Source organism: Pseudomonas sp. MPR-R2A5 (assembly GCF_058793055.1).
Genome location: NZ_JBXAFK010000089.1, coordinates 1 through 12,740 on the forward strand (window position 1 = coordinate 1; position 12,740 = coordinate 12,740).

At 62.5% G+C, this 12,740-nt stretch carries 10 protein-coding genes; 3 read left to right on the plus strand and 7 right to left on the minus strand.

The window, feature by feature from the left end:
• Window positions 1–108: 108 nt before the first annotated feature.
• Complete coding sequence (locus AC1Q6I_RS34015) at window positions 109–876, minus strand: SDR family NAD(P)-dependent oxidoreductase (protein ID WP_024074769.1); 768 nt, start codon at window positions 874–876, stop codon at window positions 109–111.
• 137 nt (window positions 877–1,013) lie between these two features.
• Between AC1Q6I_RS34015 and AC1Q6I_RS34020 the strand changes: the two genes are divergently transcribed.
• Window positions 1,014–2,162, plus strand: coding sequence for an aldose epimerase family protein (locus tag AC1Q6I_RS34020; protein ID WP_024074768.1), 1,149 nt, complete (start codon window positions 1,014–1,016; stop codon window positions 2,160–2,162).
• A gap of 115 nt (window positions 2,163–2,277) precedes the next feature.
• Here the strand turns inward: AC1Q6I_RS34020 and AC1Q6I_RS34025 are convergent, their stop codons facing one another.
• From AC1Q6I_RS34025 to AC1Q6I_RS34045, 5 genes are all read right to left on the minus strand, one after another.
• On the minus strand, window positions 2,278–3,282 hold the full coding sequence (locus AC1Q6I_RS34025; protein ID WP_024074767.1) for a substrate-binding domain-containing protein: 1,005 nt from the start codon (window positions 3,280–3,282) through the stop codon (window positions 2,278–2,280).
• A gap of 141 nt (window positions 3,283–3,423) precedes the next feature.
• Window positions 3,424–4,287, minus strand: coding sequence for an SMP-30/gluconolactonase/LRE family protein (locus tag AC1Q6I_RS34030; protein ID WP_102625370.1), 864 nt, complete (start codon window positions 4,285–4,287; stop codon window positions 3,424–3,426).
• Between the two features lie 19 nt (window positions 4,288–4,306).
• Complete coding sequence (locus AC1Q6I_RS34035) at window positions 4,307–5,887, minus strand: aldehyde dehydrogenase (NADP(+)) (RefSeq protein WP_102625369.1); 1,581 nt, start codon at window positions 5,885–5,887, stop codon at window positions 4,307–4,309.
• 10 nt (window positions 5,888–5,897) lie between these two features.
• Window positions 5,898–6,887 carry an AraD1 family protein gene (gene araD1, locus AC1Q6I_RS34040; protein ID WP_102625368.1) on the minus strand — a complete coding sequence of 330 codons (990 nt, stop codon included), beginning with the start codon at window positions 6,885–6,887 and terminating at the stop codon, window positions 5,898–5,900.
• A 15-nt stretch (window positions 6,888–6,902) separates the two neighbouring features.
• Entirely contained in the window at window positions 6,903–8,225 is a 1,323-nt protein-coding gene (locus AC1Q6I_RS34045) for an MFS transporter (RefSeq protein ID WP_102625367.1), read from the minus strand.
• A 193-nt stretch (window positions 8,226–8,418) separates the two neighbouring features.
• Here AC1Q6I_RS34045 and AC1Q6I_RS34050 point away from each other — a divergent pair, with 193 nt between their 5' ends.
• Entirely contained in the window at window positions 8,419–10,155 is a 1,737-nt protein-coding gene (locus tag AC1Q6I_RS34050) for an IlvD/Edd family dehydratase (RefSeq protein ID WP_102625366.1), read from the plus strand.
• A 48-nt stretch (window positions 10,156–10,203) separates the two neighbouring features.
• A complete protein-coding gene (locus tag AC1Q6I_RS34055) occupies window positions 10,204–10,926 on the plus strand; it encodes a FadR/GntR family transcriptional regulator (protein WP_024074761.1) in 723 nt (240 codons plus the stop codon).
• A 28-nt stretch (window positions 10,927–10,954) separates the two neighbouring features.
• Here the strand turns inward: AC1Q6I_RS34055 and AC1Q6I_RS34060 are convergent, their stop codons facing one another.
• Window positions 10,955–12,403 (minus strand): hypothetical protein, encoded by a 1,449-nt coding sequence (locus AC1Q6I_RS34060; protein WP_024074760.1) that lies wholly within the window; start codon window positions 12,401–12,403, stop codon window positions 10,955–10,957.
• Window positions 12,404–12,740: the final 337 nt, after the last annotated feature.

Below are 12,740 nucleotides of genomic sequence, written 5' to 3' on the forward strand. Positions count from 1 at the left end.
TTCGCGAGCAAGCTCGCTCCTACAGAAGGCGATGTACGCTTAACTGAACGGCATTAGGGCAAGCCCCCTCCCACATTGGCCTCTGTTGTCTGGACAAGGGTTCCAGGCTCAGACCCAACCACCATCCACAATAAAATTCTGCGCCGAACACATCGCCGACGCATCGGAAGCAAGAAACAACGCCATATTGGCGATATGTTCCGGCAGCACACTGCCCGGCAGGCACTGACTGCGGCTGATCAGCTCCTTGGCAGCGTCATCCACCCACATGGCCAGCTGTTTTTCAGTCATCACCCAACCCGGCACCAGCGTGTTCACACGGATACGGTTCGGCCCCAACTCCCGTGCCAGCGCGCGGGTCATGCCGTGGGCGGCGGCCTTGCTGGCGGCGTACACCGGATAGCCGGCCGAGGCCATCATCCAGCCGACGGAGCCGAGGTTGATGATCGAGCCGCTGCCGGCGCGCTTCATCATCGGCACCACGGCCTTGGCGGCAAAGAAGGCGTGTTTCAGGTTGACGGAGATCAGCTTGTCGAAGGTTTCCGAATCGACTTCTTCCAGGGTGTGGCGCACGTCATTGGCGGCGTTGTTGACCAGCACGGTGATCGGCCCCAGGGAATGCTCGAAGCGCCCTATCGCCGCCTTGTAGGCGATTTCATCGGTGATGTCGCAGCACACGAATTCCACGGCATGCCCCCGTGAACTCAACAGGGCCGCCAGGCGTTCGCCCTGGCTTTGCGCGCGGTCCACAAACCCGACCCTGGCACCCTGCGCGGCGAAGGCCCGCACCATGAATTCGCCGATCCCCGAGGCGCCCCCGGAAATCAATACGGTCTTGCCGTTGAGGTCGGGATAAACGGCGTGTTCAGTACTCATAAAAGGATGCCTCGATCAATTAGTCTTATTTTATTTTACGAAATTGGCGTTTAAGGCTATAAATTCGCTGTCATATCGACAAAATATCGCACATTAGTAGAACTATTCCATCCAAAACAACAAAAGGAAGTTCGACCATGAAGCACCCTCGATACCTGCTGTCCGGCCTGGCGCTGTCCATGATGATCGCCAGCGGTGGCGCCCAGGCAGCCGGTTTGTCCAGCGAGCAAAAACCTTTCGGTAAAACCAACGACGGCACTGCCGTCGAGCAGTACATCTTGCGCAACAGCCATGGCATGCAAGCCACGGTGATCACTTACGGCGGTGTGCTGCAGTCGCTGAAGGTGCCGGACAAACACGGCAAGCTCGACGACGTGGTCCTGGGCTTTGACGACGTACAGGGCTATCAGGCCGGCACGGCGTTTTTCGGCGCGACCATCGGGCGCTTTGGCAATCGCCTGGCGGGCGGCGCCTTTGAGCTCGACGGCAAGCGCTACCAGGTGCCACTCAACGACGGCCCCAATTCACTGCATGGCGGCGCCCAGGGTTTCGACAAGCAGGTGTGGAAAGCCGAGCCGGTCAAGGATAAGGATTCCGTCGGTGTGAAGCTGAGCTACCTGTCTAAGGACGGTGAAATGGGCTTCCCTGGCAACCTGAAAACCGAGGTCACCTATCGTCTCAATGACCAGAATGAACTGCATATCGACTACACCGCCACCACCGACAAACCCACGGTGCTTAACCTCACTAACCACAGCTATTTCAACCTGGCCGGCGCGGGGAATGGCGACATCCTCAAGCAGGTCGCGACCTTGCATGCAAGCCACTACACGCCAGTCAACGCCACCTTGATTCCCACGGGCGAACTGGCGCCGGTCAAAGGCACGCCAATGGATTTCCTGAAACCTACGCCTATCGGCCAGCACATCAAGGATGACCATCCGCAGCTCAAATTTGCCGAGCCCAAACAGGGCGGGTTTGATTTCAACTGGGCGCTGGACACCCAAGGCAATATCAAACAACTCGCCGCCGAGGTACACGACCCCGCCTCCGGACGGCGCTTGCAGTTGTACACCACCGAACCTGGGGTGCAGTTCTATACCAGCAACTTCCTCGACGGTTCGGTAAAGGGCAAGGGCGGCAAGACCTACCTGCACTGGAGTGGCTTCACCCTGGAAACCCAGCATTTCCCGGATGCGCCGAACCAGCCCAAGTTTGCGTCAACCCGCCTGGACCCTGGACAGACTTATCGGCAGAACACCGTCTTCAAGTTCTCCGCTGACTGACGCGGTTTATATAAGCGCTGTCGAGCTTTAGCGAGGCTGCCTCGCTAAAGCTCGACAGCGCCCACATTGGATCAGTGTTAAGTGTGGACGCAGTGCAACGGCGAGAAAAAACCTATCAGTTCCACAAGCCGATTTTTTCCAGCTCCTGCTTGAAGTTGTCGCGGGTGATCAGGGTCACTTCGTCCATGGCCGTGTATTTCGGTGGTTCCTTGCCGGTGGTCACCCAGTCGAACATCATCTTCGCGGTGTTGTAGCCCTCGATATGCGGGCTGGGCAGCATCGAGCCGAAGAAGCCACTGTTGGGTTTCTTCAGTTCGCCGATGGCGTCGGTGCCATTGATGCCGATGCCGATGACATTGGCGGCGGCGAAGCCGGCGCTCTCAGTGGCACGCACGCCGCCGAGCACGGTGTTGTCGTTCATGCCGCCGATGATCAGGTTTTTCGCGCCGGCGGGCAGCTTGACCAGGGCCGAGTTGGTGGCGTCCATGCTGCCGGGGACGTCGAGGGTTTTCAGCGCAGCCGTCAGAATGTGGTCCTTGGGAATACCGGCCTCTTCCAGGGATTTGATCGAGCCGTCGGTGCGTTTCTTGCCGGTGTCGAGTTCATTGAAGGTGTTGATCACCGCGTAGGTGTCCTTCCAGTCCCAACCGCGTTTTTTCGCTTCGGCCGCCATGGCCGCGCCTTGTTTCTGGCCCACTTCAAACGCAGCCATGCCCAGGTACGGCACGTCTTCCATGAAGTTGCCCTTGGCATCGACAAAGCGGTCATCCACGGCGATCACTTTCAAACCGTTGGCCTTGGCCTTGGCGACGATGGCCGGGCCCAGGGACACGTCCGGCGGGCAGATCACAAAGCCCTTGGCGCCGTTGGCGGCCAGGCTGTCGATGGCCGAGAGGGTTTTCTCGCCATCGGGCACGGCGATCTTGATCACCTTGAAGCCATGTTCCTTGCCGGCTTTTTCGGCAAAGGCCCATTCGGTCTGGAACCACGGCTCCTCGGCCTGCTTGACCAGAAAACCGATCTTCACTTCTTCAGCGGCCAGCAACAGCCCGCTCAAGCTCATGGCCGAGACCGCCACAGCGGCGCAGCACAGGGAACGCAAACCACGACGACGTTTCATACGGGTGACTCCTTGTTGTTGTTTTTTGTTTGCTGTTTTTTGTAGGAGCGAGCTTGCTCGCGAAAAACGTTAACGATGACGCGTACATCCTGAATGCACACGGCGCGCTCAAGCTTTTCGCGAGCACGCTCGCGCCTACAGCTAACCGGCAAAGCGATGGCAAGGCTTGCCGGGTACATCGACTTCGATGGCCAGCACCGCGCCGTCCAGAGGGTGATCCAATGGGCTGGCGGCGCTGGTGATATACAAGGTCGTGAGGTTGGGGCCACCGAATACGCAACTGGTGGGGCGGCTCACGGGCAACTCGATAATGCGGTCCACCTCACCATCGGGCGTCAGGCGCAGCAGGCAACTGCCGTCCCAACGGGCGTTCCAGATGTAGCCTTCAGTGTCCATGGCCGAGCCATCCGGCCCGCCGCGTACGTGCGGGCCGAACCACAGCGTTGCGGGCTCCAGTTGACCGTCGGCCTGGATCGCATGCTGGTAGAGCGTGGCATCCAGGCTGTCGCCGAAATGCACCTGGCTGCCGTCCTCGCTCCACAGCAAGGTGTTGGGAATACCCAGGCCGTGCAGCAATGGCGTGACCTGCCCGTCCGCATCGATGCGAAACAGGCCACCGGAGCGCCGCGTGATCGGCAGGTCTTCGCCGTGTTCGCCGATGTTGTTCTGCATGGTGCCCAGCCACAGGCGGCCCTGGGCATCGCAGCGGGCTTCATTGCCACGGTTGCCCGGTTGCGGGTCGGCCACGCAGAGCAAGGTCAGGGCCTGGGTCGCCAGGTCCAGCCGATAGACGCCACTGCTCAAGGTCACCAGCGCATCACCGCTTTCACACGGGATAAACGCCGAAACGTGCTCGGGCAGCTGCCAGATCTGCAAGTGCCCGCCCATCAGGCGCAGTGCCTGTTTGCCGGCGATATTGACCCAGTACAGCGCCTGGGTCGGCACGTCCCAGAACGGGCCCTCCCCCAGTTGCGCACGGTGTTCAGTGACAGCGGTACACGACATGTCGCCTCCTGATTGTGGTTTACAGCGGGTCGCGCGATGGCGTGCCATCCACCAGACGCTGGATACGCAATGGGTTGGCGTTTTTCAACGCGTCGGGCAGCAGGCTATCAGGGTAGTTCTGGAAGCACACCGGGCGCAGGAAACGGTCGATGGCCAAGGTGCCGACCGAGGTGCCACGGGCGTCGGAGGTCGCCGGGTACGGCCCGCCGTGGACCATCGCATCGCAGACTTCCACGCCGGTCGGGTAGCCGTTGAGCAGGATGCGCCCGACTTTCTGTTCCAGCAGCGGCGTGAGCTCGGCGAACTGTTGAAAGTCCGCCGGTTCGCCAATGATCGTCGCCGTGAGCTGGCCGTGCAGGCCGTGCAAAGCGGCAGTGAGTTGGGCCTGGTCGGCGACTTCGACGAACACCGTGGTCGGGCCGAAGACTTCCTCCTGCAACACTTCGTCGCCGTCGATCAAAAGGCGGACATCGGCCTTGAACACTTGCGGCTGCGCCTGGTTGCCGGCCTGGACGCTGCCCGCCAGGTGCTGGATGCCAGGGTGCGCCAGGAGTTTCTCCAGGCCCTTGGCATAGCTGCCCAGGGTGCCGGCATTGAGCATGGTTTGTGCGGGTTGATCGCCGATCAATTGCGCCACCTGCTGGGTGAACGCAGTGAACGCCGGCGACGCGATACCGATCACCAGGCCGGGGTTGGTGCAGAACTGGCCGCAGCCTTGCACCACCGAGGCGGTCAGGTCGCGGGCGACGGTGTCGGCCCTGGCCTGCAACGCCTGGGGCAATACAATCACCGGGTTGATGCTCGACATCTCGGCAAACACCGGGATCGGCTGCGGGCGCGCCGCCGCCATGTCGCACAAGGCGCGGCCACCCTTGAGCGAGCCGGTAAAGCCCACTGCCTGGATCGCCGGGTGCTTGACCAGCGCTTCGCCAACGCCGCCGCCGAAAATCATATTGAACACACCCGCCGGCATTTCGCTGGCCGCAGCCGCGCGCATGATCGCATCGGCCACCTGTTCCGCCGTGGCCATGTGCCCGCTGTGGGCCTTGAACACCACCGGGCAGCCGGCCGCCAGTGCGGCAGCGGTGTCGCCGCCCGCCGTGGAAAACGCCAGGGGAAAGTTGCTCGCGCCAAACACGGCGACCGGGCCCAGGCCGATGCGGTATTGGCGCAGATCCGGGCGTGGCAGCGGCTGGCGATCGGGTAACGCCTTGTCGATACGGGCACCATAGAAATCACCCCGGCGCAGCACCGTAGCGAACAGGCGCATCTGGCCGCTGGTGCGCCCACGCTCGCCTTTGATACGTGCGGCGGGCAGCGCGGTTTCGCGGCAGACCAACTCGATGAAATTATCGCTCAGGGCATCCAGCTCGTCGGCGATCGCGTCCAGGAACTGCGCGCGGCGCGCGGCACTCAAGGCGCGGTAGGCCGGGTAAGCCGCAGCGGCGGCCTGGGCGGCGGCGTCGACCTCCTCCGGCGTGGCCTGGTAGAACGCCTGCGGCAAGGCTTCGCCCGTGCTGGCATCGACGCTGTGCAGCTTGACGCTGCCGCTGGCGCTGCGCTGGCCGCCGATATAGTTGTGGCCGAGGAACTGGGGCATGTTGATCTCCTTAAAGGGGGGTGACTTGGCCGGGTTCGAATGCCGCATCGCTGCTGCCGACACCGTTGATCAACGGCGCGCCGAACTCGGCCTGGCTGATCTCGAACACATCGCCCGGCAGGGTACGTATACCGTCGGCGAATGACAGGGTGGCGGTGCCGAAGAAGTGAACATGCACATCGCCGGGGGTCAGGAACTGGCTGTACTTGAAATGGTGGTATTCGAGGTTTTCCAGGCTGTGGCACATATTGGCCTCGCCACTGAGGAATTCGTTCCGCCAGATTTCCTCGCCGTGACGCAAGATGCGGCTGGTGCCCGCCAGGTGCTGCGGTAACTCGCCCACGCGCAGCTCCGGGCCAAAGCTGCAACTGCGCAGTTTGGAATGGGCCAGGTACAGGTAGTTCTTGCGCTCCATGACGTGGTCGGAGAACTCGTTGCCCACCGCAAACCCCAGGCGATAAGGCTTGCTGTCAGGGCCGATGACGTACAGGCCACCGATCTCGGGCTCTTCGCCCGCGTCTTCGGCGAACGGCGGCACCGGAAAAGCCGCACCCGGGCGCACGACGATGCGGCCATCGCCCTTGTAGAACCACTCGGGCTGCACGCCCGCCTGGCCGGCTGCTGGCTTGCCGCCCTCCAGGCCCCACTTGAAGATGCGCATGGTGTCGGTCAGTGCGGTTTCGTCAGCGCCCTGGTGCATCTTGTCGCGGGCCGAGGCGCTGCCCAGGTGGGTCAGGCCGGTGCCGCTGATCAGCATATGGGCCGGGTCCGGGTGGTCCAGCGGCGGCAGGACTTTCAGGTCGGCCAGCAACGCCGCGTAGTCATGGCTGGCGCCCAGGCCGAGACGCTCTACCTGCTGCTGCAAGTTGATGCCCGCCTCGATAGCGGCCAGTGCCAGTTCGCGCACGCTGCGCGCGGTTTGCACTTCGCGCAGTTGGTTGCCTTCCACCACGCCGACCCGACGCTCACCGTTGTTTGATTCGAACTGCACTAAACGCATGAAGCTTCTCCCTGATTAAGTACGTGTGGCGCCACGGGCACTGGCGGCGAATTGATCGACCGGCAGGACGTGCTTGCGCTCCAGCAGGCGGTAGACCACGCCGGTCAAGACCAGCCCGAACACCATGACCCCGGACAGGAAGTACAAGCCCGAGGCGAGGTTGCCGGTGTATTCCTTGAGTGCACCGATCACGAACGGACCGATATAGCCGCCAAGGTTGCCCACCGAGTTGATCAAGGCAATGCCCGCCGCCGCACTGGCGCCGGCAAAGAAGCGCCCCGGCAAGGTCCAGAACACCGCCGTGCAGGAAAACAGCGCGAAGGCCGCCAGGCACAGCGCGGCCATTTGCAGCACCGGCACACTCAGCCAGGCGCTGAAGAACAGGCCGATGGCGCCCAGTACATAAAGCACGGCCAGGTGGCCGTAGCGATCATTCAGGCGGTCGGAACTGCGCGGGATGATCAGCAGGCCGATGATCCCGAAAATGTACGGCACGGCGGAGATAAAACCGGTGACCAGGTCGGTGCCGCCGAACTGCTTGATCAGGGTCGGCAGCCACAGGCCCAGGCCATAGATGCTCAAAGTCACTGGCAGGTAGAACAGCGCCAGCAGCAACACACGCTGGTCCTTCAGGGCGTGCAACGGGTTGCCGTGACGTGTCTGCCCATAGGTTTGCAGGTCTTTATTCAGCTCGCCGGTGAGCCAGGCTTTTTCATCGTCGCTCATCCATTTGACCTGCTTGGGGCCATCCGGCAGGTAGCGCAGCACCGGCCAGGTCAGCAGGATCGCCGGGGTGCCGATCACGATAAACAGCCACTGCCAGCCGTGCAGCCCGAGGATGCCGTCCATGCCCAGCAAGCCACCGGAGACCGGGCCGGTGATCATCATCGCGATGGGTTGGGACAGGATGAACAGCCCGAGGATCTTGCCGCGATGGCGAATCGGAAACCATTGGGTGATGTAGTACAGCACGCCGGGGAAGAACCCCGCTTCGGCCGCGCCCAGCAGGAAGCGCATCACGTAGAAGCTGTGCGGCCCCTGCACAAACGCCATGCCAATGGTGATCGCGCCCCAGGTCAGCATGATGCGTGCGAACCAACGCCGCGCGCCGAAGCGGTCGAGCATCAGGTTGCTGGGGATCTCGAACAGGAAGTAGCCAATGAAGAACAGCCCCGCGCCCAAGCCGTAGGCCGCGTCACCGATGCCGACGTCGGCGCCCATGTGCAACTTGGCGAACCCGACCGCCGATCGGTCCACATAGGCGATCAGGTACAGCAGGATGAGGAAGGGAATCAGTTTCAGCGTAATGCGCCGGATAAGCCGCAGTTCCTGGCTCATGGGGGTCGATCTCCGATTGTTGTTCTTATAGAAGCTCGGGGGACGCCTCTCGCGAAAATCCGCCAGGGCCAACCCTCAGTTGAGATCGACTATATAGTAGTACTATTTACTAAACAACACTTCCAAAGCGTCGATTTTGCGCTTATGTTTAGCTTCAGATAGAACATATAGTCATACAATAAGAGAATCGATCATGTCTGATAAAAAGCCCGGCCTACGCTCCGCCCAGTGGTTTGGTACCGCCGACAAAAACGGCTTCATGTACCGCAGCTGGATGAAGAACCAGGGCATTGCCGACCATCAGTTCCATGGCAAGCCGATCATCGGTATCTGCAACACCTGGTCGGAGCTGACCCCGTGCAACGCGCATTTCCGCCAGATCGCCGAGCACGTCAAACGTGGCGTGATCGAGGCCGGCGGCTTCCCGGTGGAATTCCCGGTGTTCTCCAACGGCGAATCCAACCTGCGCCCCACCGCCATGCTCACCCGCAACCTGGCGAGCATGGACGTGGAGGAAGCCATTCGCGGCAACCCGATCGACGGTGTGGTGCTGCTGACCGGCTGTGACAAAACCACCCCGGCCCTGCTGATGGGCGCGGCCAGTTGCGACGTGCCGGCCATCGTGGTCACGGGTGGGCCGATGCTCAACGGTAAGCACAAGGGCCAGGACATTGGCTCGGGCACCGTGGTGTGGCAGCTCAGTGAACAGGTCAAGGCCGGCACCATTACCCTGGATGACTTCCTCGCGGCCGAAGGCGGCATGTCGCGCTCGGCGGGCACCTGCAACACCATGGGCACCGCGTCGACCATGGCCTGCATGGCCGAGGCGCTGGGCACGTCCCTGCCCCACAATGCGGCGATCCCCGCCGTGGATGCGCGGCGTTATGTATTGGCTCATATGTCGGGCATGCGTGCGGTCGAGATGGTGCGCGAAGACTTGAAGCTGTCGAAGATCCTCACCAAGGAGGCGTTCGAAAACGCGATCCGCGTGAACGCGGCCATCGGGGGTTCCACCAACGCCGTGATCCATTTGAAAGCCATCGCCGGGCGCATCGGCGTCGAGCTCGACCTGGACGACTGGACCCGCATCGGCCGTGGCATGCCGACCATCGTCGACCTGCAACCGTCGGGGCGTTTCCTGATGGAAGAGTTCTACTACGCCGGTGGCCTGCCCGCCGTGCTGCGTCGCCTCGGTGAAGCCAACCTGATCCCGCACCCGAACGCCTTGACCGTCAACGGCAAGACCCTGGGCGAAAACACCCAGGACTCGCCGATCTACGGCCAGGACGAAGTGATCCGCACCCTCGACAACCCGATCCGCGCCGACGGCGGCATCTGCGTGCTGCGCGGCAACCTGGCGCCATTGGGCGCAGTGCTCAAGCCTTCGGCGGCCAGCGCCGAGCTGATGCAGCATCGCGGCCGTGCGGTGGTGTTCGAGAATTTCGACATGTACAAGGCCCGCATCAACGACCCGGAGCTGGACGTGGACGCCAACTCGATCCTGGTCATGAAGAACTGCGGGCCCAAGGGTTACCCAGGCATGGCCGAAGTCGGCAACATGGGCTTGCCGGCCAAGCTGCTGGCCCAGGGCGTGACCGACATGGTGCGGATTTCCGATGCCCGCATGAGCGGCACGGCGTATGGCACGGTGGTCTTGCATGTGGCGCCGGAAGCCGCGGCCGGCGGACCGTTGGCTGCCGTGCAGGAAGGCGACTGGATCGAACTTGACTGCGCCAACGGCCGCCTGCACCTGGACATCCCCGACGCCGAGCTGGCGGCGCGCATGGCCGACCTGAACCCGCCGCAGAACCTGATCGTCGGCGGCTATCGCCAGCTGTACATCGACCATGTGCTGCAGGCCGACCAGGGTTGCGACTTTGACTTCCTGGTCGGTTGCCGAGGGGCGGAAGTCCCTCGGCATTCCCACTAATTGGGATGCTATGATGCCGCGAATTTAAGCCAGAGCATCCCTGTCGTTATGGATCAGCCGCCGTCCAAGCCGCGCAAGAGCATGCATGCCCAGATCGTTCAGGACTTGGGCATGCACATCGTTTCCGGTCGCTTCAAGCCCGAAGAAAGACTGCCCATGGAGGCCACGCTCTGCGAGGAGTACAAGGTCAGCCGCTCGGTATTACGCGAAGCGACACGGGTACTCAGCGCCAAGGGCCTGGTGTACTCCAAGCCCCGCGTGGGCGCCGTGGTGCGGCCTCGGGTGAAATGGCACCTGCTCGACCCGGACGTGCTGTCCTGGTTGATGCAGTCCACGCCCCATAGCGAGTTCTTCAATACGCTGGCGGGCGTGCGGCGCATCCTCGAACCTGAAATCGCCGCCATGGCCGCGACCACGGCCACTGATGAAGACATCGCCATCATCGAAAAAGCCTACCTGGGCATGGAAACCGCGCAGACCCACGAGCAGCTGTTGCAGGCCGACCTGGACTTCCACCGCGCGATTGCCGATGCCACCCGCAACGACCTGCTGGCCTATATGTGCAACATGTTGTCGCTGCCGCTGCGCGAGTCGATCAGCATCACCAACCGCCGCCCGGATATCCAGGGCCTGAGCCTGCCCCGGCACAAGGCAATCCTCACCGCGATCCAGAACCGCGACGCCCTCGGCGCGCGGCATGCGTCGCTGGTGCAACTGGATGACACGCGGGTGGCGTTGGATACGGTGATGAATGTGCTGACCCCGCTGTAACCTGCGGTGGGGAGCTTGAACCGCTGGGTTAGTGCAAGCTGTAGGAACCTATGCCGGTGTCATCGGCGCTCTTTTGTTGGCTCCAGAACACCCGGTCGCTGCCACCGTCGAAGCCGCGTACCCCCATGTAGCCATCCACCGCCAGGCGCTGCCATGACTGACCCCAGTCTTTGGAGTAAAACACCGCCTCGGCGGAAATATTTGCGTCCCCCCACCAGTAGAGCCAGCGTGGCGGATGGTGTTCGCTGGACGTGTTGAGCAACAGGCTGTTGCGCCCCACCCAAAGCCCGCGGGCCTGGGTGTCGGCAGCCAACGGCGAGAACACACTGGGCAAGTCGCTCAAGGGCTGCCAGGCCAGGGTGGTGGTGTTCAGTTCGGCCACCACGGTATGCCCATATCCGCCCCGGTCGATCAAGCCGATCACGCGGCCATCCCCGTTGTCCGCCAGCGCCGTGACAAACAGGCCATCTTCACGCTCAAGGCGCCCCACCTGCCAGCCCCCGGTCGTGCGGGTTAACGACGCACGGGTGGTGATATCGATCGCCAGGTTGTTGCTCTGGCCGTCGGGGTGGCTGCCCCAAAAGCGCTGGGACACCCAGATCATTGCGTGCTGGGCATCCTGTTGCAGGACATGGCTGCGCACGTCGCCGGACTCCCCTTCGGCCGTGCGCCATTCGACGATGTCCGGGCGCTTGCCTTGGGCGTACTCACGCGGTACCAGCAAGGATTGAGGTGCAACGACCGGCGCACTGTGGGCACCGCCGTCCCTGGAGTAATACACGCCCGTGGGAATTGCACCGGAAGGGTCGGCGCTGGCCTCGTCGTCCGCGGTGCCGGGTGAACCCCAGGCCCACACCTCGTCCTTGTTGTAGAAATACGGGGTCAGGTTGTCGGCCACCCGGTCCGCCTCCGGGAAAAAGCCTGCGGCCATCCATGTCCAGTGCTGGCCCTGGTCATCGCTGCGAAATACCACGGTCTGGGCGGCGGCGTCATCGGGACGGTTCGCGTCGCTCAACAGGTACAGGTGGGCGCCATCCGGGCTGGCCACCAAACACGCTGCGCCGCTGAGATGGGCCACAGGGGTGAATTGGCCGTTGGCATCCAGGCGCGAAATAAACGTGGTTTCACGCTCGCGGCTCGGGATCAGGCTGCCAAAGGCACCCGGCTCCTTTGGCGGTGCGGGCGCCTTGCCGTGCAGTACGGCATTCAGGTCGACCATGGCGGCAGACGGCTGGAACGGTTCGTAGGCATCCTCCAGCCGCCCCACCAGCCAGGTGCCCTGGGGCGTTACCAGCACACCGGTGCAATATTGGCTGACCGCCCGCGTTTGCACGCCAGGCACCGTGCCCAGCCAGTGTTGCTCGGGGCTGCTGCCGCCCCACTCGAGCTTGGCACTGGCGATCATCCACACGTACCAAAGCGCCACGCCGACCAACAGTGCGACCAATAGCCGGGTGATAAGGCTTGAGCGAGGCATGTGACGTCCATATCCAGGAAGTTGGCAGAGCTTTTCTCATCTCCTTGGGCGCGAGTAAATAGTTATCGCCAGCCAACGTGGAGTTTTTCAGCAAGGTGTGACACCGATTGCAATCGCGTGAGGCCTGCAACGACCTGCTGGCCTACATGTGCAACATGTTGATGAATGTGCTGACGCCGCTCTGACTTCAATATGGGAGGGGGCAAGCCCTAATGCCAGTCGGTTCAGGGGGGGAACACTGTAGCTGTGGCGAGCGGGCTTGTTGTGGCGAGCGGGCTTGCCCTAATGCCGTTCAGTTAAGCGTACATCGCCTTTTGTAGGAGCGAGCTTGCTCGCG